The sequence below is a fragment of the Streptomyces djakartensis genome, assembly GCF_014651075.1.
Taxonomy (GTDB): Bacteria; Actinomycetota; Actinomycetes; order Streptomycetales; family Streptomycetaceae; genus Streptomyces; species Streptomyces djakartensis.
The window spans coordinates 82319-104000 of the sequence record NZ_BMWE01000011.1 but is presented as its reverse complement, the minus strand read 5'-3'; the positions used below and the strand labels follow the sequence as shown (position 1 = coordinate 104000).

General features: G+C 68.3%; 23 protein-coding genes. 12 read left to right on the top strand and 11 right to left on the bottom strand.

Features of this window, described 5'->3' with window-relative positions; all coding sequences use genetic code 11:
* Positions 1-50 precede the first annotated feature (50 nt).
* The 5 genes from IE212_RS20185 to IE212_RS20165 all read left to right on the top strand — a co-directional run bounded on the left by IE212_RS20185 (position 51) and on the right by IE212_RS20165 (position 3860).
* The gene (locus tag IE212_RS20185) at positions 51-428 is read left to right on the top strand and encodes a phage holin family protein (RefSeq protein WP_190199284.1); all 378 of its coding nucleotides are present in this window, start codon (positions 51-53) and stop codon (positions 426-428) included.
* Between the two features lie 6 nt (positions 429-434).
* Positions 435-926 (top strand): low molecular weight protein-tyrosine-phosphatase, encoded by a 492-nt coding sequence (locus tag IE212_RS20180; protein WP_190199283.1) that lies wholly within the window; start codon positions 435-437, stop codon positions 924-926.
* Between the two features lie 71 nt (positions 927-997).
* On the top strand, positions 998-2161 hold the full coding sequence (locus IE212_RS20175; RefSeq protein ID WP_190199429.1) for a cystathionine gamma-lyase: 1164 nt from the start codon (positions 998-1000) through the stop codon (positions 2159-2161).
* Between the two features lie 187 nt (positions 2162-2348).
* Positions 2349-3254: a LysR family transcriptional regulator gene (locus IE212_RS20170; RefSeq protein ID WP_190199282.1), complete on the top strand. Its 906-nt coding sequence runs from the start codon at positions 2349-2351 to the stop codon at positions 3252-3254.
* A 123-nt stretch (positions 3255-3377) separates the two neighbouring features.
* Entirely contained in the window at positions 3378-3860 is a 483-nt protein-coding gene (locus IE212_RS20165) for an NUDIX domain-containing protein (protein WP_190199281.1), read from the top strand.
* 13 nt (positions 3861-3873) lie between these two features.
* On the opposite strand, the gene IE212_RS20160 is transcribed toward IE212_RS20165, so the two are convergent.
* Positions 3874-5136, bottom strand: coding sequence for a globin domain-containing protein (locus IE212_RS20160; RefSeq protein ID WP_444545058.1), 1263 nt, complete (start codon positions 5134-5136; stop codon positions 3874-3876).
* Positions 5137-5602: 466 nt separating this feature from the next.
* Between IE212_RS20160 and IE212_RS20155 the strand changes: the two genes are divergently transcribed.
* Positions 5603-6469, top strand: coding sequence for a GNAT family N-acetyltransferase (locus tag IE212_RS20155; RefSeq protein ID WP_190199279.1), 867 nt, complete (start codon positions 5603-5605; stop codon positions 6467-6469).
* 63 nt (positions 6470-6532) lie between these two features.
* Here IE212_RS20155 and IE212_RS20150 read toward each other — a convergent pair whose 3' ends face one another.
* Positions 6533-7741: an MFS transporter gene (locus tag IE212_RS20150; RefSeq protein WP_190199278.1), complete on the bottom strand. Its 1209-nt coding sequence runs from the start codon at positions 7739-7741 to the stop codon at positions 6533-6535.
* Positions 7742-7884: 143 nt separating this feature from the next.
* Here IE212_RS20150 and IE212_RS20145 point away from each other — a divergent pair, with 143 nt between their 5' ends.
* Together IE212_RS20145 and IE212_RS20140 are read left to right on the top strand one after the other, a co-directional pair.
* Positions 7885-8346 (top strand): MarR family winged helix-turn-helix transcriptional regulator, encoded by a 462-nt coding sequence (locus IE212_RS20145; RefSeq protein ID WP_190199277.1) that lies wholly within the window; start codon positions 7885-7887, stop codon positions 8344-8346.
* Between the two features lie 41 nt (positions 8347-8387).
* Positions 8388-8840: a GNAT family N-acetyltransferase gene (locus IE212_RS20140; protein WP_190199276.1), complete on the top strand. Its 453-nt coding sequence runs from the start codon at positions 8388-8390 to the stop codon at positions 8838-8840.
* A gap of 70 nt (positions 8841-8910) precedes the next feature.
* Here IE212_RS20140 and IE212_RS20135 read toward each other — a convergent pair whose 3' ends face one another.
* The 4 genes from IE212_RS20135 to dnaB form a co-directional block, all read right to left on the bottom strand.
* Positions 8911-10296: a serine hydrolase domain-containing protein gene (locus IE212_RS20135; RefSeq protein ID WP_190199275.1), complete on the bottom strand. Its 1386-nt coding sequence runs from the start codon at positions 10294-10296 to the stop codon at positions 8911-8913.
* 119 nt (positions 10297-10415) lie between these two features.
* Positions 10416-11138: a VOC family protein gene (locus IE212_RS20130; RefSeq protein WP_190199274.1), complete on the bottom strand. Its 723-nt coding sequence runs from the start codon at positions 11136-11138 to the stop codon at positions 10416-10418.
* Positions 11139-11265: 127 nt separating this feature from the next.
* Positions 11266-11883: a TOPRIM nucleotidyl transferase/hydrolase domain-containing protein gene (locus tag IE212_RS20125; RefSeq protein ID WP_190199428.1), complete on the bottom strand. Its 618-nt coding sequence runs from the start codon at positions 11881-11883 to the stop codon at positions 11266-11268.
* A gap of 43 nt (positions 11884-11926) precedes the next feature.
* Positions 11927-13408, bottom strand: coding sequence for a replicative DNA helicase (gene dnaB / locus IE212_RS20120; RefSeq protein WP_190199273.1), 1482 nt, complete (start codon positions 13406-13408; stop codon positions 11927-11929).
* A 460-nt stretch (positions 13409-13868) separates the two neighbouring features.
* On the opposite strand from dnaB, the gene IE212_RS20115 reads away from it, so the two are divergent.
* Positions 13869-15206, top strand: a complete 1338-nt coding sequence (locus IE212_RS20115) for an MATE family efflux transporter (protein ID WP_190199272.1) — start codon at positions 13869-13871, stop codon at positions 15204-15206.
* A 139-nt stretch (positions 15207-15345) separates the two neighbouring features.
* Here the strand turns inward: IE212_RS20115 and rplI are convergent, their stop codons facing one another.
* From rplI to rpsF, 4 genes are all read right to left on the bottom strand, one after another.
* Positions 15346-15792: a 50S ribosomal protein L9 gene (rplI, locus tag IE212_RS20110; RefSeq protein ID WP_003991484.1), complete on the bottom strand. Its 447-nt coding sequence runs from the start codon at positions 15790-15792 to the stop codon at positions 15346-15348.
* Positions 15793-15810: 18 nt separating this feature from the next.
* A complete protein-coding gene (gene rpsR, locus IE212_RS20105; protein WP_003949403.1) occupies positions 15811-16047 on the bottom strand; it encodes a 30S ribosomal protein S18 in 237 nt (78 codons plus the stop codon).
* Positions 16048-16092: 45 nt separating this feature from the next.
* Positions 16093-16677 (bottom strand): single-stranded DNA-binding protein, encoded by a 585-nt coding sequence (locus IE212_RS20100; RefSeq protein WP_190199271.1) that lies wholly within the window; start codon positions 16675-16677, stop codon positions 16093-16095.
* 70 nt (positions 16678-16747) lie between these two features.
* On the bottom strand, positions 16748-17038 hold the full coding sequence (gene rpsF, locus IE212_RS20095) for a 30S ribosomal protein S6 (RefSeq protein ID WP_190199270.1): 291 nt from the start codon (positions 17036-17038) through the stop codon (positions 16748-16750).
* 263 nt (positions 17039-17301) lie between these two features.
* Here rpsF and IE212_RS20090 point away from each other — a divergent pair, with 263 nt between their 5' ends.
* The 3 genes from IE212_RS20090 (at position 17302) to IE212_RS20080 (ending at position 20019) form a co-directional block, all read left to right on the top strand.
* Positions 17302-17619 carry a hypothetical protein gene (locus IE212_RS20090; protein ID WP_190199269.1) on the top strand — a complete coding sequence of 106 codons (318 nt, stop codon included), beginning with the start codon at positions 17302-17304 and terminating at the stop codon, positions 17617-17619.
* Between the two features lie 167 nt (positions 17620-17786).
* Positions 17787-18908, top strand: a complete 1122-nt coding sequence (femX, locus tag IE212_RS20085; protein WP_190199268.1) for a peptidoglycan bridge formation glycyltransferase FemX — start codon at positions 17787-17789, stop codon at positions 18906-18908.
* Positions 18909-18987: 79 nt separating this feature from the next.
* Entirely contained in the window at positions 18988-20019 is a 1032-nt protein-coding gene (locus IE212_RS20080; protein ID WP_190199267.1) for an alanine racemase, read from the top strand.
* A gap of 96 nt (positions 20020-20115) precedes the next feature.
* On the opposite strand, the gene IE212_RS20075 is transcribed toward IE212_RS20080, so the two are convergent.
* Positions 20116-21630 carry a glycosyltransferase family 87 protein gene (locus IE212_RS20075; protein WP_190199427.1) on the bottom strand — a complete coding sequence of 505 codons (1515 nt, stop codon included), beginning with the start codon at positions 21628-21630 and terminating at the stop codon, positions 20116-20118.
* Positions 21631-21682: the final 52 nt, after the last annotated feature.

Sequence of the window (21682 nt, the reverse complement as noted above, 5' to 3'; positions counted from 1 at the left end):
CCCCCTGCCTCTTGTGCCCTTGCCCGATCAGGTCTGCCACGATCAGACACATGATGAATTTCGTAGTCAAGACGATCGCGAACGCGGGTGCCCTGGCGGTCGCCGTTTGGCTGCTCGACAAGATCACCCTGACCGGTGACAGCACGGGCAGGAAGATCGGCACCCTGGTGGTCGTCGCGCTGATCTTCGGTCTGGTGAATTTCCTCGTCAAGCCGGTCGTCAAGCTGTTCAGCCTGCCGCTCCTGATATTGACGCTCGGCCTGTTCACCCTGGTCGTCAACGCGCTGATGCTGCTGCTCACCTCGTGGCTGGCCGACCGGCTCGACCTCAGCTTCCACGTGGACGGCTTCTGGACGGCCGTCCTGGGCGGCCTGATCATCTCAATCGTCTCCTGGGCACTGCATGTCGTCCTGCCGGACGGGGACTGAGCGGTCATGACCTACCGCGTCTGTTTCGTCTGCACGGGCAACATCTGCCGGTCTCCGATGGCCGAGGTCGTCTTCCGCGCACGGGTGGCGGAGGCCGGACTCGAGGACCTCATCGAGGTCGACAGCGCCGGCACGGGCGGCTGGCACGAAGGCGACGGCGCCGATCCGCGCACGGTGGCCGTCCTGGAGGGCAACGGCTACGCCGTCGGGCACACGGCCCGGCAGTTCCAGCCCTCGTGGTTCTCCCGCCTCGACCTGGTCGTGGCCCTCGACGCAGGTCACCTCGGGGCCCTGCGTCGCCTCGCGCCTACGGAACAGGACGCGCGGAAGGTGCGGCTCCTTCGTTCTTACGACCCTTCCGCCGGCGACGACCTCGACGTGCCGGACCCCTACTACGGGGGTGTGGACGGCTTCGAGGAGTGTCTTGAGATGGTGGAGGCGGCGAGCGCCGGTCTGCTCGCCGCTGTGCGCAAGGACGTGGAGGGAAGCGCCGCATGAGCGGATCCGCGACGGGCGACGGGCATGGGGTGACGGGCGAGGCCGCCCCGACGACAGGTGACCTGAGCCGGATGACACGTGTCACGGACGACGTGGCCTCGGGCTTCCGAGTCGGTGGCGGTGACGGCACGCGCGCCGTACGGGCCGGGCTGCCCGAGCCGGCCAAGCACGAGCCCACCCTGCCCGGACCCGTGTTCGCCGCCCACTACCACCTGCCCGGCGATCCCACCGGCCCCTATACCTACGGACGTGACGAGAACCCGACCTGGACACTCCTGGAGCGCGCTGTCGGCGAGCTGGAGGCACCCGGCCAGGACGCGGTCGAGACGCTCGTGTTCGCCTCGGGCATGGCCGCGATCTCGGCCGTGCTCTTCTCCCAGCTGCGCACCGGGGACATGTGCGTCCTGCCCGACGACGGCTACCAGGCACTGCCTCTGGTCCGCGCCCAGCTGGAGGCGTACGGCGTCGAGGTGCGTACCGCGCCGACCGGCGGCGATGCCCAGCTCGGTGTCCTGGACGGCGCGAAGCTGTTGTGGATCGAGACCCCGTCGAACCCCGGGCTCGACGTGTGTGACATCAGGCGGCTCGCCGAGGCGGCACACGCGCGTGGTGCCCTGGTGGCCGTCGACAACACTCTCGCGACGCCGCTCGGCCAGCGTCCTCTGGAACTCGGGGCCGACTTCACGGTGGCCAGTGGCACCAAGCAACTCACCGGGCACGGCGACGTCCTGCTGGGTTACGTGGTCGGCCGGGACGCCGAGGCCATGGCCGCGGTACGCCGCTGGCGGAAGATCGTCGGAGCGATTCCCGGGCCCATGGAGGCCTGGCTGGCACACCGTTCGCTCGCCACGCTCCAGATGCGGGTCGACCGGCAGTGCGCTACCGCCCTGATGGTCGCCGAGGCGCTGCGCGAGCGACCCGAGGTGACCGGGTTGCGCTACCCGGGCCTCCCGGGCGACCCCTCCCACAGGATCGCCTCGCAGCAGATGCGGCGCTTCGGGTGCGTGGTCTCGTTCACGCTGCCCACGCGCGCCCGCGCCGACCGGTTCCTCGACGCGCTGCGGCTCGTGGACGACGCGACGAGTTTTGGCGGAGTGCGCTCCACGGCAGAACGGCGCGGCCGCTGGGGCGGAGACGCGGTGCCGGAGGGCTTCATCCGCCTGTCGGTCGGCGCCGAGGATCCGGAGGACCTGGTGGCGGACGTGCTACGGGCGCTGGACGCGTCGGCCGCCTGACCGTCCCCCTGCGGACGGTCCGAGCCTCCCCCCTCGTGGCTCGGACCGTCCTCCGGTTCCGCGCGCGAGAACCGCGCGACCCAGGCTAGTTGACTCTCTGTCAGTGTCCAATCACAGTAGCGACAGAGACCTATCGACTTATTTATAGTTGGCGCGGTCGGGGGGCCTTGAGAGGGGAGAGTGCGCGGTGGATCTCGCCTTGCTGCGGACCTTCGTGACCGTGCACCGGGCCGGTTCCTTCACGCGCGCAGCCGCCCTGCTGGGTCTCTCGCAGCCGGCCGTCACCTCGCAGATCAGGACGCTGGAACGGCAGCTGGGCCGCCCTCTGTTCCTGCGGCAGGCCCGCGGCGTGACCCCGACGAGCATCGGCGACGAACTCGCCCACAAGGCCGCGCCGCATCTCGACGCCCTGGTGGAGATAACCGAGACCGGCCTCGACGACGACTCCTCCTTACGGACGCTGCATCTCGCCGGTCCTCCGGAGTTCACCGCTGAACGAGCCCTGCCCGCGCTCACCGAGCTGATCGGCGAGGACGGCCAGGGTTGCGCCCTCCGCGCCTCCTTCGGCAACGCCGAGGAAACGCTGGAAGGGCTTTCCGCCGGGCACCACGATCTGGCCATCAGCACGGCCCGGCCACGTGGCCCGCTGCTCACCGCGACTGCGCTGTGCGACGAGGAGCATGTCCTGGTCGCCGCCCCTCGATGGGCCCGGCAGAGCGGCGTGGGACGGCCCGGCCACGAACCAAAGCCGGCCTTGGAACAGGTGCCCGTGGTGGAGGTGCACGAGTCGCTGCCCTTTGTCTCCCGCTACTGGGCCTCCGTCTTCGACTCGCCCCCGGTCGCTCCGGGCACGGTCATCGTCCCCGATCTGCGTGCGGTGCTGGCGTGTGCGGTCGCGGGCGCGGGTCTTGCGGTGCTGCCACGTTATCTGTGTGCTGCCGCCCTGGAGCGCGGAGAGGTCGTCGCCCTGCATGATCCGGCGGTGCCGCCCCTGCGGACCTACTTCCTGGTGGTCAGGACCGGGACACTCGCGATGCCCCACATCGCACGGGCCCACGAGTGGTTGCAGCGGGCGTCGGCCGACTGGTGCTGAGGGGCCCGGACACGGGGGCTGGACAGCACCGGTTGTGCCGCACGGGCAGCACCTCACTCTGAGAGCTCGTCCGGTGACATTTCGCGATGTTTCACGTGGAACCAGCAGGGCCACATTTCACTCATGACCGTCCGACCCGTGGTCAAGCGCACCGCCCGCGCCGTTCTGCTGGACGGTGACGACCTGATCCTGATCAAGCGCACCAAGCCGGGCGTCGACCCCTACTGGCTCACTCCCGGCGGCGGGGTCGAGCCCACCGACTCGACCGTCGTCGACGCCCTGCACCGAGAGGTGCACGAGGAGCTCGGAGCGAAGATCACCGATGTGGTGCCCTGCTTCGTGGACACCATGGAGCACATCAGCGAGGACGGTGGCGCGACCGGCGTGAAGGTGCAGCACTTCTTCGTCTGCCGCCTGGAGTCCATGGACCCCTCTCTGCGCCATGGTCCCGAGGTGGACGAGCCCATCGGCGAGTACGAGATCGTGCGGGTCCCCTTCACCCGGGTGGGGATCGCCTCGGTCCATCTCGTTCCGCTGTCACTGCGGCACTACCTGGACGGCAACATCGAGGGCGTACGCGCCATGCACGCCCCCGACCTGGGCTGACACCGATAACGGTTCAGGACCAGGCCGCGGCCAGTTCCTCCACCGAGTCGTGCCGTATGCGCTCGGACGGGATGCCTATGCTCCGCAACGCGTCCACACCGCTGCGGATCATCCCTGGCGGCCCCGAGAGATAGGCGTCGTACTCGTTCCAGGGCCCGAAGGAGCGCACGGCGTCCGGGAGCTGCTGGCGCGCCTGCTGGTCGATGATCGCCCGCACCGAGAGCCACGGGTGGGCTTGCTGGAGACGGAGCATGGTCTCGATGTCGTACAGGTCGTGTTCGGTGCGCGCACCGTAGAAGACCTCGACCGATCGGCGCTCCCCGTACTCGGCGACGTCCTCCACCATCGCCTTGATCGGTGCGATGCCCGTGCCGCCGCCCACGCACAGCAGCCCGCTGTCGGTGGTGTGGTCCACGGTCATGGAACCGGTGGGCGGGCCGAGCCGGATGATGTCCCCGGGGCCGGCGCGGTGGACCAGGGCGTTGGAGACCCAGCCCGCGGGGACGGCCTTCACGTGGAACGACAGCAGGCCGTCGGAGCGTGGTGCCGAAGCGAAGGAGTAGTGCCGCCAGATCCGGGGCCACCAAGGGGTTTCCAGGCTCGTGTACTGCCCGGCGAGGAAGGGGTACGGCTGGTCGGGGCGGACGGTGATGACGGCGACGTCCGGGGTTCTCAGGTCGTGCGCGACGACCTCTGCGTACCACCAGGCCGGAGCCCGCAGTTCGTCGGTGGCGGAGGCGTCGATCATGATCTGGGAGATCGTGGTGTAGGTCCGGATCCAGGCCGCCTCCGTCTCCTCGTTCCAGACTCCGGCGGCGTACTTGCTCAGCGCGCCGATGAGGCATTCGCCGACGGCCGGGTAGTGCTCGGGCCGCGTCCCGTACTTGCGGTGGCCCCGGCCGAGGTTCTGCAGGTAGTCGACGAGGACATCGGTGTTGTCGATGTGTTCGGCCGCGGTGAGCAATGCCCTGAGCAGCCGGTCCCGCTGGGTGTCCATCGCGGGCGGGAACAGCGGCCGCAGGTCCGGGTAGCGGACGAAGAGCAGGGCGTAGAAGTATGACGTGACCTTGTCGGCCACAGGTGTGACCTCGGCCATCACTCGGCGGATCAGGATGGCGTCCGGGGACGCTTCCTCGGCGGGTCTCGAGGGCCCGGGGCCGGGTTCCGTTCCGGGCTCACTGTCCGGGTTCGCCGTCGGCGTGTTGCGGGGCGTGAACCAGTCGCCTCCGCCGCCAGAAGTGCCGTTGTCGGCCGACGTGGTGGTCGGAGCGTCCATGGTGTGCCTCGCCTCGAGCATCTCTCGGTCGGTCTGCGCACTTCCGGTCGGAAGGTGCCTGCTTTCCCCCGTGGACGGCCTGCGTTCCCATCCGTGTCGTGGCCAATGCGGCCATATTCAACACGTGTCCCAGCTCTGTACGGACAAGTAAGGCGAGAGTGTGACATTGGCCGCATGCCGTCTTGCCCTGCACGGGATCGACAACGGACAGGGCACTTCCCCGGACGCGAACCGGAGTCGACCATACCGGCCACCGCTGTGCACACAAGTCCCCCCTTCCTTCCTCACGAATGCGAGCGCGACGCGAACCGTCAGCATGGCCAGGGGCGAGGCAGCGCCCGTGTTTCACGTGAAACGACCGGCGGGTGTCGACCCTCTGTGCGGGTGGCTAAGACTGGCCAAAAGCTCGCATGCGTCCAGGGAAAGAGGTGGACGCCAGGGGGCCTCCTCGGACAGCCTGACCCGCGTGCCGACTCCTTCCCTTGCTTCGCTGCCCATCCGCCGTCTGACGCTCCGCGATCTCGCCGCCTGCGCCGACTTGTCCGAGGACCGGGGATGGCCCCGGGAGGAGCACAAGTGGGGCTTCCTCCTCACGGCCGGGAAGGGCTACGGCATCGACGCCCCCGAGGGCGGTCTCGTGAGTGCCTGTGTGGTCACCGAGTACGGATCCGCAGAGCACCCGGACCTCGCGGCGATCGGCATGGTGCTGGTCGCTGAACGGCATGCCCGACAGGGCGTGGGGCGCCGGCTCATGCGCCACGTCGTCTCGGCGATGGGCACCACACCCCTCACCCTGCACGCGACGCCGTACGGACGCCCCCTCTACGAGGAGCTCGGGTTCAAGGCGACCGGGCGGGCCGAGATGGTGCGCGGGCACCTCACCGCTGACGGGCCGCACCCGACGGTGGTCACCCGCGCCGCCACGGCCGAGGACCTCACCGCGATCCTCCGCCTCGACGAGGAGGTTTTCGGCGTGGACCGCACACACATCGTCACTCGGCTGCCCGCCTTCGCCGACCAGCTGCGCGTGGCCGAGGAGGGTGGGCGGATCATCGGGTACGCCGCCGCCTGGCCGAACATGGACACGCACGTGGTCGGCCCTCTCATCGCACGTGACACGCCGGTGGCCCAGGCGCTCATCGGTTCCCTCGCCGCCCACACCGACCGCCCCCTGCGCACCGACATCGACGTGCGGCACACCGAGCTGCTCATCTGGCTGAAGGAGCGTGGCCTGGTGTCCGCCGGCTTCAATGCGGTGATGTCCTACGGGATCACCGAACTGCCCGGAGACTGGAGCCGCCGCTTCGCCCCGGTCACAGTCGCCGCGGGCTGAGGCGCCGCGGGCTGAGGCTGCTCGTCCCAGCCGGAGGGCAGTGAGCCCGGGTGGCCCGGTTGATCAGTGACGAACAGCCCTTCGCCGATCGGCCGGCGCGGAGCCGGTGACAACGGTGGTGGCGGCACCGGTGCGGCGTTCCAGACCTGCCGAGACACAGGCCAGGACCAGGGCTCCCGCGGCGAGAACTGCACCGACCCAGTTGGGAGCGGTGTAGCCGAAGCCCGCAGCGATCACGATGCCGCCGAGCCAGGCGGACAGGGCGTTGCCGAGGTTGAACGCGCCGATGTTCACGGCGGAGGCCAGCGTCGGGGCGCCGTGCGCCTGGTCCAGGACCCGCTTCTGCAGCGGCGGTACCGTGGCGAAGCCCAGGGCGCCGATCAGCGCGATCGTGACGGCCGACAGCAGCTTGTTGTGCGCGGTGAGGGTGAACACCGCGAGGACGACGGCCAGAGCGCCCAGAGAGATGTACAACATGGGCATCAGGGCCCGGTCGGCGAACTTGCCGCCGACGAGGTTGCCGCCGACCATGCCAAGGCCGAAGAGGACGAGCAGCCAGGTGACAGAGCCGTCGGCGAAACCGGCGATGTGGGTCATCATCGGCGCGATGTAGGTGATGGCCGCGAAGACGCCGCCGAACCCGAGAACGGTCATCGCCATCGCGAGCAGCACCTGCACGTTCTTGAGGGCGGCCAGCTCGTGCCGCAGGTGCACGCCTTCCGGCTTCGGCATGTCGGGGACGAGCCGGGCGATGCCGGCCAGGCCGACCACGCCGAGGGCGGCGACGACGCCGAAGGTCACACGCCAGCCGACGGACTGCCCGATGAGGGTGCCCAGCGGGACACCGACGACATTGGCGACAGTCAGGCCGGTGAACATCATCGCGATGGCTCCGGCCTTCTTGTGCGGGGCCACGAGGTCGGCCGCGACGACCGAGCCGATCCCGAAGAAGGCGCCATGAGCCAGCGAAGCGACGATGCGGCCGACCAGCATGACGACGAAGACAGGGGCGAGTGCAGAGAGCAGGTTGCCGGCGATGAAGAGGCCCATCAGCAGCATCAGCATCCGCTTGCGGGGGACCTTGGTGCCCAGAACAGTCATCAGCGGGGCACCGACCATGACACCGAGCGCGTAGCCCGTCACCAGGTATCCGGCGGTGGGGATGGAGACCCCGTAGTCGCCTGCGACCTCGGGCAGCAAGCCCATGATCACGAATTCGGTCGTGCCGATGCCGAAGGCCCCGATCGCCAAGGCCAGAAGTGCGAGAGGCATGGTGGGGTACACCTTCCCAAATGATTGCAGGTGTGCTTTGCGTGCGTCGACAATAGTTGCACACGCGGGTTAACGGCAAGCGCCGTCAATTGCGAACCTGCTCTATCCTGGGGTACAGCCGCTCCGGGACGGAGGAAACGCCAATGACAGCGACGGACCCCGCGCTCACCGCTCTCGCCCAGGGCTGGTGCGCCCTCTCCCTGCTGCACGGGAAGATCGAGGCCCACATCGAGCGCGCCCTGCAGGCCCACGGCCTGAGCGCGCGCGAGTACTCCCTGCTGGACGTACTCAGTCGGCAACACGACGGGGACGGAGGCCATCTGCAGATGAAGCAGGTCGCCGACGCGGTCGTTCTCAGTCAGAGCGCCACCACGCGTCTGGTCACCCGTCTCGAGGACCGCGGGCTTCTGGAGCGTTACCTGTGCCCCACCGACCGCCGGGGCATCTACACGAACGTCACCGAGGCGGGACTGAAGCTGCTGAATGAGGCCCGGCCGACCAATGACGCCGCCCTGCGAGAGGCCCTCGACGAGGCGGCACAGAACCCCGATCTGGCCCAACTGGTCCGGGTCGTGGAGACGCTGAAGGCTCCGGTGCCGACGTAACCATCACTCGCACCGGCTTGACCCCACGTAGGGTCCTGACCATGGGAGATCTCGAAATACGACGGGTAGCCGCCGATGACATCCCCGCGATCGTCGGCATGCTCGCGGACGACCCTTTGGGCGCGCAGCGCGAGTCACCGGACGACCACGCCCCTTATCTGACCGCACTGGAGCGGATCGACGCCGATCCGAACCAGCGTCTGGTAGTGGCGATACGGGAAGGCCGAATCGTTGGCACGCTGCAGCTCACGGTCATCCCCGGGCTCTCCCGACGTGGTGCGACCCGGTCGATCATCGAAGGCGTCCGTATCCATGCCGATGAGCGCGGTAGCGGTCTGGGAAGTCAGCTCATCGCGTGGGCCATCGACGAATCCCGTCGACAGGGCTGCCAGTTGGTCCAACTGACCTCGGACAACACCCGCACCGATGCCCACCGCTTCTACGAACGCCTGGGTTTCACGGCCTCCCACACCGGTTTCAAGCTACCGCTGTGATTCGGAGGTGCCCTGTTTCACGTGAAACAAGGCACCTTCAGAGTCCGCCCGGCGTCCCGACGGGCGCCGTCTAACCGATTCCGCGCCATCCCTGCGGGTCGACCCCACCCGGGACAGCAGCCCCCTCGTCGTACGGCTGACGCGTGAACACGAACGACCCGAGGTCCAGGTGACTCAGGGTTCCGTCCGGTCGCCGTACGGCCCTCAGGAGCTCACCGGCGTAGTAGCCCTCCAGACCTGTCCATGTGCCGTCGCCGTTCGCGCGAAACCGCGAACGGCGCCCGTTGCCGGACAAGGGGCCCAGCGAGAGGAGTCCATCGGCCGTCATCCGCAGAGCGAAGGCGTGTGTCCCCCAGTACCACTGGCCCGTAAGCTCCAGCGTCGCCGGATCAGCTTCACACAACGGTTTCCACGGAGCCGGGATACGCGGTTCTGCCTCTGCGACGATGCGGACGAGGTCGGCTGCGACGGCGAACAGCAGCGGCCCGGAGGTGCAGTTGGCAAGGACGACCGAGGCCACATCATCCTCGACACTGATCATGAGGCACGCCAGGAAGCCGGGCAGCGAACCGGTGTGGCCGACCAGTGCCCGCCCCTGCTGTCGCCTGATTTCCAAGCCCAGGCAGTAGGCGTAGCCGCTCGCCACGTCCGCTGCCTCGTGAGGAGCCGCCGGTGTCCTCATCTCCCGCAGCGACCCGGCGCTCAGCACCCGTTCGTCTCCGTTGACCAGGAAGACGGCGAATTTCGACAAGTCGCCCGTGGTGGACCACAGTTGGCCGGCCGGGGCCATACGCCCCAGATCCTCGGCGGGCTCCGGGAGCATGACGTCAGCCCATGGATGCACCGCCCAGCCACCCGCATGCGGCGCCTGCGGCCGCACGCTCGTGCGATCCAGCCCCAGGGGTTCGAGCACTTCCCGCCGAAGGACCTCCTCCCAGGAGGCACCACGCAGCCTCTCGATGAGTGCGCCCAGCAGGGCGTAACCCGGGTTCGAATAGTGGAACCGGCGGCCTGGCGGGAACAGTACGGGCCGCTCGCCCAGCACGTCGCCGAGTTCGGGCCGAAGCGACCCGGGGGTCCGCTCCCACCACGGCCCTGGCGTCTCGGCCGCCAGCCCCCCGGTGTGCGCGAGCAAGTCGGCCACCGTCGCCTCCCCCACACCGGTGCCCGGCAGATGCTTTTCCAGGGGATCGCCGAGATCCAGTACCCCCTCGTCGCGCAGCCGCAGAATGAGGACAGCCGTGAATGTCTTGGTGATCGAACCGATCCGGTACTGCACGTTTTCGTCCGGCGCATGCCCTTCCACGGAGGTCCGCGCGCCGGTCCACACCTGTTTCCCGTCCCGCACGACGGCCGCGACGAGCGACGGCGCCCGCCCTTCGGCCTGCGCGACGGCGATCCGATGCAGCAGCGCCCGACGTGTGCCGGGAAGCAACTCTGGCTGAGATGTCGTCATGGGCCCCAGTCCACCCGGCCCGGTGCCTCTCCGTCGAGCGCATCGGGCAGTCGGCGTGGCACGGGCCCGATGTCGTGCATCGGGGGCGCTGTCTTCATGCACCCGCCCCGCTCTGAGGCCTATCGGGGGTTCAGCACGCAGAACTCGTGGCCGTCGGGGTCGGCCATCACCACCCAGTCGACGTTCCCTTGACCGATGTCGATGCGAGTTGCCCCGAGGGACACGAGCCGATCGACCTCCGTCTGCTGGTCACTGCCGGCCGGTGGAGCGAGGTCGAAGTGCAGCCGTTCCTTCCCCGTCTTCGGCATCAGGGGTGGACCACCCCAGGTGATCTTGGGACCACCGTGCGGTGAACGGATCGCGGTCTCCTGGCCCTGGTCCCAGACCAATGGCCAGCCCAGCGCTCGGCTCCAGAAGTACCCGGTCTCCTGCGAACCATCGCCCGCCAGCGCTCCGATGAATCCGCACTCGGCGAGGAAGCTGTTGCCCGGCTCGATGACACAGAACTCGTTGCCCTCGGGGTCGGCGAGCACCACATGCCTGTCCTCCGGGCGTTGACCGATGTCGATGTGCCGGGCGCCGAAGCGGAGCGCCCTCTCCACTACCTGCACCTGGTCGTCCAGGGACACGCTCGTCAGGTCGAAGTGCATGTGGTTCTGGCCCGTCTTCTGCTCCTGGGTCGGGAGGAATCGAAGCCTGAACCCGGTCTCATCGCTGGGTAGCAGCGTGATGCCGTCGGAGGGGTCCTCTGCTGTCTCCCAGCGGAGAAAGTCGGCCCAGAAGCGGGCGAGACGGACCGGGTCGTGCGCATCGAAACAGAGGGCGTGCAGGCGAGAAGTCATGCGTGGGGCTCCCGGTAGGGGCAGGCGGCTCGTGCGGAAGCCTGCCCAGCCGGTGTCACCCGGTCAACTGATTAATGCCCGCGCCATCCGCCGGCGAGCGCTGTCGAAGGGCAGTCCGTCCAGGCCCTCACAGGCTCACGAGAAGGCCGTCGAGCGGGGGCGGTGTCCGGTCCGGTGCGAGAGCCTCGACAAGGAGGCGGCCATAACGGATCTTGCGGCCCTTCTTCGTGCCGAGGAAGCGCCGCATCTGCTGATGCCGGGGACGGCCATGCTGTGCGGGTTGACGCTGGAAGGACTGCCAGGCGCGGAAGTCGCCCTCAGCACGGAAGACCTCCTCGACTCCTGCCGTGCCGAGCGCGCGGATGAGTTCGTCCTCCAGATCTGCGGTGCATACGTAGATGTCCTGCAGCGGTGCCTGTGACCGCTCCAAGCCGCGCTGGAAGAAACCCTTTTCGCCCTCATCACACAGCCCTACCAGGCGCAGCCCCAGGCCGGGCGGCCCGAGAAGCCCGGCATACCGGCCGACGCTCATCGCGCCACCCATCGGCACCACACACACTCCCTCGGCGGCCAGGTCCCGGCCATGCCGGGCGGCCAGCGCCTCGACGGCCGCGAAATCGCTCAGCCCTTCCAGCAGCACCGCGGTCCGTGCGCCCAGGCTTTCCGCCAGATCCCGCGCCGGCCCGTCGGGACCGCCCGTCGCCCAGTTGGTGACCGCATCCTGGAACGCCCTCATGTCCACCATGGGGCGAGTCTGCACGTCCATCGGTGGCACGGCACGGGATTGATCAGGTCTGAGCCATGTCCACGAAGCGGGAGTAGTGGCCCTGGAAGGCGACCGTGATCGTTGCCGTCGGGCCGTTTCGGTGCTTGGCCACGATCAGGTCGGCCTCGCCCGCGCGCGGCGACTCCTTCTCGTAGGCGTCCTCGCGGTGCAGCAGGATGACCATGTCCGCGTCCTGCTCGATGGACCCGGACTCACGCAGGTCGGAGACCATCGGCTTCTTGTCCGTGCGCTGCTCGGGGCCACGGTTCAGCTGGGAGAGCGCGATGACCGGGATTTCCAACTCCTTGGCCAGCAACTTGAGGTTACGGGACATGTCCGAGACCTCCTGCTGACGGCTCTCGGCCCGCTTCGAGCCACCGGACTGCATCAGCTGGAGGTAGTCGATGACCACCAGCCTGAGATCATTGCGCTGCTTGAGACGGCGGCACTTGGCGCGGATCTCCATCATCGACAGGTTCGGCGAGTCGTCGATGTAGAGCGGGGCCGCCGAGACGTCCGGCATCCGCCGGGCCAGACGCGTCCAGTCCTCGTCCGTCATCGTGCCGGACCGCATGTGGTGCAGGGCGACCCGGGCCTCGGCGGACAGCAGACGCATCGCGATCTCGTTGCGCCCCATCTCGAGCGAGAAGATCACGCTCGGCAGGTTGTTCTTGATCGAACAGGCCCTCGCGAAGTCGAGCGCGAGCGTGGACTTACCCATGGCCGGACGTGCGGCGATGACGATCATCTGCCCCGGGTGCAGGCCGTTGGTGAGCGAGTCGAAGTCCGTGAATCCCGTGGGCACGCCGGTCATCTCGCCGCTGCGCGAGCCGATCGCCTCGATCTCGTCGAGCGCGCCCTCCATGATGTCACCGAGCGGCAGGTAGTCCTCGCTGGTGCGCTGCTCGGTGACCGCGTAGACCTCGGCCTGGGCGCGGTTGACGATCTCGTCGACGTCGTCGTCGGCCGCGTATCCCATCTGTGTGATGCGCGTACCGGCCTCGACCAGGCGGCGCAGGACGGCGCGCTCATGGACGATCTCCGCGTAGTAGGCGGCGTTGGCGGCCGTGGGAACCGTCTGGACGAGGGTGTGCAGATACGCGGCCCCGCCGACCTTGTTGATCTCGCCGCGCTTGGTGAGCTCTGCGGCGATGGTGATGGGGTCGGCCGGCTCACCCTTGGCATAGACGTCGAGGACGGCCTGGTAGATCGTCTCGTGGGCCGGCTTGTAGAAGTCGTGGCCCTTGAGGATCTCGACGACATCGGCGATGGCGTCCTTGGACAGGAGCATGCCGCCGAGAACCGACTGCTCTGCGTCGATGTCCTGTGGCGGCACCCGCTCGAAGGCCGGACCCCCGCCGCCTTCCCATGCGCCGTTGTCCCTGCCGCGCTCATGCTGCTCGTCACGGCCCCGGGCTCCATCGCCTCGGCGACGGGAGGCGGGCAGACGATCACTGGGGCCGCTGTCGGCCCACGGGTCGTCCAAGGGCTCGGAAATGCTCACCGAGCCACCTCCTCCCGTCCGCCGCAGCAGACCTCGCCGTGCCCGTCATTTCTACGGCACGGCACTGACAAATGAGAGGCCCAACTCCGTTGGGTCGGTGCCGGTTTTGTGACACTTTGAAAACCGGCGGACGGAGCGGGCGCCGGACAACGTTAGGCCTGTCTGCACCGTCAGCCAATCTGGTTATCCACAGGCCATGTGGACGACGGCCCCAATGCTGTGGAGAACTCCTCGAAACCTGTGCACGACTCGGTGGACAGCCCTGTGAACAAGCAGCGCATCGCGCGAGATAAGCCCTTCTGACCTGCACCTTTACCGTCCACCGGCTGTGCAGAAGAAAAACTTCCCCACCCAGCCCAAGATCGCTTCGAATGGTGCACAGCAGTACGCACCACAAGACAGAAGGTAAGGGCTGCAAGGGCTTTGCATCTCTTACCTGTGGACGATTAGATTGGTGCACATGACACAGGCCCCCGCGCGCCGCCGAGCCGACCGAAGACTGCACGACAGAGAGATCGTCTCGCTGGCGGTTCCGGCCTTCGGCGCTCTCGTCGCCGAGCCCCTCTTCCTCATGGCCGACACCGCCATCGTCGGACATCTGGGTACGGCGCAGCTCGCCGGCCTCGGCGTGGCCTCGGCCCTGTTGATGACCGGCGTCAGCGTCTTCGTCTTCCTCGCCTACGCCACGACGGCGGCGGTCGCGCGCCGTGTGGGCGCCGGCGACCTCCAGGCCGCCATCCGCCAGGGCATGGACGGCATCTGGCTGGCACTGCTCCTCGGAGCTGCCGTCATCGCCGTCGCCTTGCCGACGGCTCCTGCCCTTGTGGAACTGTTCGGCGCCTCGGACGCGGCGGCTCCCTACGCAACCACGTATCTGCGCATCTCGATCCTCGGCATCCCGGCCATGCTGGTCGTCCTCGCCGCGACCGGCCTTCTGCGCGGGCTGCAGGACACAAAGACCCCGCTCTATGTCGCCGTCGCCGGCTTCGTCACGAACGGCGTGCTCAACGCTGGACTCGTCTATGGCGCAGGCCTGGGCATCGCCGGGTCCGCCTGGGGCACCGTGATCACCCAATGCGGCATGGCCGCGGTCTACCTCGTGGTGGTGTTGCGCGGTGCGCGCAGGCACGGTGCCTCACTGCGTCCGGACACCGCCGGGATCAGGGCCTCCGCGCAGGCCGGTGTGCCCCTGCTGGTGCGCACCCTCTCCCTGCGAGCGGTCCTGTTGATCGCCACAGCGGTCGCCGCCCGCCTCGGGGATGCCGACATCGCCGCCCACCAGATCATCCTGTCCCTGTGGAGCCTGCTCGCCTTCGCGCTAGACGCCATCGCCATTGCGGGACAGGCCATCATCGGCCGCTACCTCGGAGCCGGTGACACCCAGGGGGCTCGCGATGCCTGCCGCCGCATGGTGGAGTGGGGTGTCGCCGTGGGTGCCGTTCTCGGCGTCTTGGTGATCCTCACTCGTCCGGCATTCCTGCCGCTGTTCACCAGTGACTCCGCGGTCAGGGACGCGGCACTGCCGGCCCTCGTGATTGTCGCCCTGTCACAGCCGATCTCCGGCATCGTCTTCGTCCTGGACGGCGTTCTCATGGGCGCCGGTGACGGCCCCTATCTGGCCTGGGCGATGCTGCTCACCCTGGCGGTTTTCACCCCGGTCGCTCTCCTGGTGCCAGTGCTGGGTGGTGGGCTCACCGCCCTCTGGGCCACGATGACGCTGATGATGACCGTGCGGATGCTGACCTTGCTGACCCGGACCCGCTCGGGCCGCTGGCTCGTGACAGGCGCGAGCCGCTGACCGCCGGTCTCGGCACACCGGACCGTTTCACGTGAAACACCACCGTTCGAGAAGGCGTGTTTCACGTGAAACAAACGACGATGGGGCCGCATCCGGAAGGATGCGGCCCCATCGCTCACTGCTCGAGTGAGCGCGGCACTCAGGCCGCGACGACCTCGATGCTGACCTTGGCGTCAACCTCGGGGTGCAGACGCACGGACGTCTGGTGGGCGCCCAGCGACTTGATCGGCGTACCGACCTCGATGCGGCGCTTGTCGACCTCGGGGCCACCGGCAGCCTTGATCGCCGAGGCGATGTCGGCCGGGGTGACGGAACCGAAGAGGCGACCGGCGTCGCCGGCACGCACGGCCAGGCGGACCTTGACGCCCTCGAGCTGGGCCTTCACCTGGTTGGCCTGCTCGATGGTCTGGATCTCGTGGATCTTGCGAGCACGACGGATCTGCTCGACGTCCTTCTCGCCACCCTTGGTCCAGCGGATCGCGAACTTCCGCGGGATGAGGTAGTTGCGAGCGTAGCCGTCCTTGACGTCGACGACGTCGCCCGCGGCACCGAGGCCGGAGACCTCGTGGGTAAGGATGATCTTCATGAGTCGGTCACCCTTTCCTTAGCGCGCGGTGGACGTGTAGGGCAGCAGCGCCATCTCACGGCTGTTCTTGACGGCCGTGGCGACGTCACGCTGGTGCTGCGTGCAGTTGCCGGTCACGCGGCGGGCACGGATCTTGCCGCGGTCGGAAATGAACTTCCGCAGCATGTTCGTGTCCTTGTAGTCCACGTACGTGACCTTGTCCTTGCAGAAAGCGCAGACCTTCTTCTTAGGCTTGCGCACAGGCGGCTTCGCCATGGTGTTTCTCCTGTGTGATCAAGAAGTGTGGGTGCGAACCCGCCCTTAGAAGGGGGGCTCGTCCGAGTAGCCGCCGCCGCTGCCGCCGGAGTTACCACCCCAGCCGCCGCCACCGCCCTGGTTGCCACCGGCGGGAGCGCCGGTCGCCCACGGGTCATCGGCGGGAGCGCCGCCGCCCTGCTGGCCGCCACCGGGGCCGCCGCCCCAGCCGCCGCCACCCTGGCCACCGCCACCGCCACCGCCATAACCGCCCTGGCCGCCCCGACCGCTGGTCTTGGTGACCTTGGCCGTGGCGTTGCGCAGGCTGGCCCCGACTTCCTCGACGTCCAGCTCGTAGACCGTGCGCTTGACACCCTCACGGTCCTCGTAGGACCGCTGCTTCAGCCGGCCCTGCACGATGACGCGCATGCCTCGCTGGAGCGACTCCGCGACGTTCTCCGCCGCCTGACGCCAGACCGAGCAGGTCAGGAACAGGCTCTCGCCGTCCTTCCACTCGTTCGTCTGGCGGTCGAAGGTGCGGGGAGTGGACGCGACACGGAACTTCGCGACCGCCGCACCGGAGGGGGTGAAGCGCAGCTCGGGGTCATCGACAAGATTGCCGACGACCGTGATGACGGTCTCGCCTGCCATGGGGAACCTCTCGGCGGGTTTGCTCTGGCTGCTTGCTACTCGAATCCCGGGATCAGCTGAGCGTGGAAGCTCAGTGCATCTCGGGACGGAGGACCTTGGTCCGGAGGACCGACTCGTTCAGGTTCATCTGGCGGTCGAGCTCCTTGACGACCGCAGGCTCGGCCTGCAGGTCGATGACCGAGTAGATGCCCTCAGGCTTCTTCTTGATCTCGTACGCGAGACGACGACGGCCCCAGGTGTCGATCTTCTCGACCTTTCCGCCGCCGTCACGGACGACAGAGAGGAAGTTCTCGATCAGCGGGGAGACAGCGCGCTCCTCGACGTCGGGGTCGAGGATGACCATCACCTCGTAGTGACGCATGTGGAACCCACCTCCTTTGGACTCAGCGGCCACGGTCGTTCCGTGGCAGGAGGGTTGTGATGCGTAGGCAACGGTATCGGCCACCACTGACAATCGGGGGTTCCGTGGAGAAGCCCCTGTCACGACATGGGCAGACACCGGTGCGGACGGTACAGAGTACCCGCACAGCGGCTTGCGGTTGAAATCCGGTCGCGGGGGCAGCCAATCTGTACACATCGGGTGTGTATGGCGCTACGATGCGCCGACTTCGCAGGAGGTGCCCTATGGCACAGGCATTGCGACCCAACAACGCCGGCGGCCTCTTCGCCACGGACGGAAAGCCCCACCCCCTCCAGGACACCCTGCTCGCGGTGACACTGGTGCTGGGCATCACATCGTTCGTCTCGGCGCTCGTCGATGACGACCTGCACCTGCTCAGCTCCTGGGCCGGCCTGGTGGGCATTCTCACCGGCGCCTACGGTCAGTGGGTCTCGGAGACGACCCGTGAGCGCTTCGGTCTGATCCTCGGCCTCGGAGCGGCGGGTGTCGGTTTCTTCCTGGGCATGGCGCACGGCGGGCTTTTCGGCGGTCTCATCGACTGACGCCAGGACACCTCCATCTGAACACCGCGTGACGCCCCGGCCGCTCACGGGCCGGGGCGCAGGGGGGCGTGCGCCCAACCGGCGCGCTCCCAAGGCGCAGTAGGCTTCGCGCGAGAGCCGGAGCCCCTGACCCCATGGGGACACACCAGCCCGAGGAGCGCCCCGAAATGAGCCTGACCCTGAGGACCATCAGTCGAGAGCAGCATCTGGCATACATCCAGAGCCTGCCGTCGGCGAGTCACATGCAGGTCCCGGCCTGGGCTGACGTCAAGGCGGAGTGGCGCTCCGAGCACCTCGGCTGGTTCGACGACAGGACCGGTGAGCTGGTCGGCGCCGGACTGGTCCTCTACCGGCAGCTGCCCAAGATCAAGCGCTACCTCGCCTATCTGCCCGAGGGCCCGGTCATCAACTGGTTCGCGCCGAATCTGCAGGAATGGCTTGAACCGATGCTCGCGCACCTGAAGCAGCAGGGCGCCTTCTCCGTGAAGATGGGTCCCCCGGTGATCATCCGGCGCTGGGAGGCCGCCTCCATCAAGCAGGGCATCCAGAACCCGGACGTGAAGCGTCTGCGGGACATCGAGGCCGACCACATCGAGCCGCGTGCCTTCGAGGTCGCCGACAAGCTGCGCCGCATGGGATGGCAGCAGGGCGAGGACGGCGGCGCCGGCTTCGGCGACGTCCAGCCCCGCTACGTCTTCCAGGTGCCGCTAGCCAACCGCTCCCTGGAAGAGGTCCACAAGAACTTCAACCAGCTGTGGCGCCGCAACATCAAGAAGGCCGAGAAGGCCGGCGTCGAGGTCGTCCAGGGCGGCTACCAGGACCTCGAGGAATGGCAGCGGCTGTACGAGATCACTGCCGTGCGCGACCACTTCCGGCCGCGTCCGCTGTCGTACTTCCAGCGCATGTGGACGGCTCTCAACACCGAGGACCCCAACCGCATGCGGCTGTACTTCGCCCGGCACAACGGCGTGAACCTGTCGGCGGCGACGATGCTGATCGTCGGTGGGCACGTCTGGTACTCCTACGGCGCCTCCGACAACATCGGCCGTGAGGTGCGGCCCTCGAACGCGATGCAGTGGCGGATGCTGCGCGACGCCTACGCGCTCGGTGCCACCGTCTACGACCTGCGCGGCATCTCCGACTCGCTGGACGAGACCGACCACCTCTTCGGCCTGATCCAGTTCAAGGTGGGCACGGGCGGCCAGGCCGCCGAGTACCTCGGCGAGTGGGACTTCCCGCTGAACAAGCTGCTGCACAAGGCACTCGACATCTACATGTCGCGCCGCTGACGTCAGGTTCACGGCTTCCATCCCTGACACACGCAACCCCTTACACACGGCAACCACGAGAAAGGTTCCAGGTCCGGCCATGGCGCTCACGCTCTACGTCGACACCGCGCGCTGGCGGGCGCACCACAAGCACGTGCAGGAGCAGTTCCCCGGCCTCGTGCCGGTCTGCAAGGGCAACGGCTACGGCTTCGGGCACGAGCGGCTGGCCGAGGAGGCCACGCGGCTGGGCTCGGACGTCCTCGCCGTCGGCACGACGTACGAGGCCGCCCGGATCAAGGACTGGTTCAGCGGTGACCTGCTGGTGCTGACGCCGTACCGGCGCGGCGAGGAGCCGGTGCCGCTGCCGGACCGGGTCATCCGCTCGGTCTCGTCGATAGACGGTGTCTACGGCCTCGTCGGGGCCCGTGTGGTGATCGAGGTGATGTCCTCGATGAAGCGGCACGGCATCAGCGAGCAGGACCTGCCCCAGCTGCACGCCGCCATAGAGAACGTCCGCCTGGAGGGCTTCGCCATCCACCTGCCGCTGGACCGCGCCGACGGCTCGGACGCGGTCGACGAGGTCATCGGCTGGATGGACCGGCTGCGTGCGGCCCGGCTGCCCCTGCACACCATGTTCGTCAGCCACCTGAAGGCCGAGGAACTCGTCCGGCTGCAGCAGCAGTTCCCGCAGACCCGCTTCCGTGCCCGCATCGGCACCCGGCTGTGGCTGGGGGACCACGAGGCGACCGAGTACCGCGGCGCGGTGCTGGACGTCACGCGCGTCGCCAAGGGCGAGCGCTTCGGCTACCGGCAGCAGAAGGCCGCCTCAGACGGCTTCCTGGTGGTCGTGGCGGGCGGTACGTCGCACGGCGTGGGACTGGAGGCCCCCAAGGCACTGCACGGCGTCATGCCGCGCGCCAAGGGCGTCGCCCGCGCCGGCCTCGCGACGGTCAACCGCAACCTTTCGCCGTTCGTCTGGGGCGGCAAGCAGCGCTGGTTCGCCGAGCCGCCGCACATGCAGGTGTCGATCCTGTTCGTGCCGGCGGACGCGCCGGAGCCGAAGGTCGGCGACGAGCTGGTGGCTCATCTGCGGCACACCACCACGCAGTTCGACCGCATCGTGGACCGCTGACCGGAGCCGCGCGTCAAGGACACAGCAAGAAGGCCGTACACGGTTCTCCGTGTACGGCCTTTCGCGTCCCGTGGACGGCATCTCGGCGTCGTTCGCTCAGAGCGAACCGTCCGTCGCGGCCTGCTTGCCCCACTCGACCGGCGGCCCGTCGAACCCGGCGGCCGCGTGCCGCCTCCGGGAACGGGCCGCGGGACCGATGACGAACACGTCGTCGGCGCCGTCGAGCACGCCGCCCGAAGGATCGTCGTCCCCGGACCTCCGTACCGGATCACGCTCCGGCATGAAGATGTCCCGCAGGACCATGACGCACAGGTAGAGCGTGCCCAGCAGGTGGAGGCCGATGGCCCAGTGGTAGCCGTCGGTGGGCAGCCCCCTGTGGGCGTCTCCGCTGGTCGTGTAGGCGAGGTACAGCCAGATGCCCAGGAAGTACGCCACCTCGCACGTCTGCCAGATCAGGAAGTCCCGCCACTTCGGCCGGGCGAGGGCCGCCAGGGGCACCAGCCAGAGGACGTACTGGGGCGAGTAGACCTTGTTGGTGAGGATGAACGCCGCGACGATCAGGAAGGCCAGCTGGGCGAACCGCGGGCGGCGCGGCGCGGCCAGCGCGAGCGCCGCCACACCCGCACAGCACACCAGCATCAGCAGCGTGGCGAGCGTGTTGACGGTGTCGGTGCTGAGCGGGTTGTCCGAGTTCTGCGCCATGATCAGCCAGAAGGAGCCGAAGTCCACACCCCGCTCCTGGCTGAACGTGTAGAACTTCGACCAGCCCTCGAACGCGAAGAGCATCACGGGCCCGTTCACCACGACCCAGGCGACGATCGCGCCGCCGAGCGCCGTCCCGAACGCACGCCACTTGCCCGCGCGCCAGCACAGCACCAGCAGCGGACCGAGGATCAGGAACGGATAGAGCTTGGCTGCCGTGGCGAGCCCGAGCAGGACGCCGAAGGCGAGGGAGCGGCCGCGCGACCACATCAGCATCGCCGCGGCCGTCAGAGCGACCGCGAGCAGGTCCCAGTTGATGGTCGCCGTGAGCGCGAAGGCCGGTGCCAGGGCTACCAGCAGTCCGTCCCAGGGGCGCCGGGCATGGGTTCGGGTCACGCACACGGCGATGATGGACGCGCAGACCATGAGCATCCCGGCGTTGACCATCCAGTACCACTGCTCCTGGTCCTGGATGGTGCCGCTGCCGGGCGTCAGCCAGGACGCGACCTCCATGAAGACGCCGGTGAGCACCGGGTACTCCAGGTACTGCATGTCGCCGGGGAGCTTGTCGAAATACGGCACGAGCCCGTCGGCGAAGCCCCGGCCCTGGTAGAGGTGCGGGATGTCCGAGTAGCAGGCGTGCGTGTACTGGGAGCTGGCGCCGAAGAACCAGGCACCGTTGTAGCAAGGCGCTTTTTGCACCAGGCCGAGGGCGAACATGCCGATCGCCACCAGTGCGATCACCCGTACGGGAGTCCACCTGGATGCCCCGAGCAGGGCACGCCGCCCGAGCGGGCCACCGATCAGCTCGCTGCCGGCCGCGGCGACGCCGTCCTCATGGGTCGGCCGCACCGGGTCCGGCTCGTGGACGCTCGCTCGCGTCGTTTCTGCACTGGCCATGCCGCACATCCTGCCGTACGAGTCCGCCCATACGCCGAGGGCCGCCGCACCCGGTGGGTGC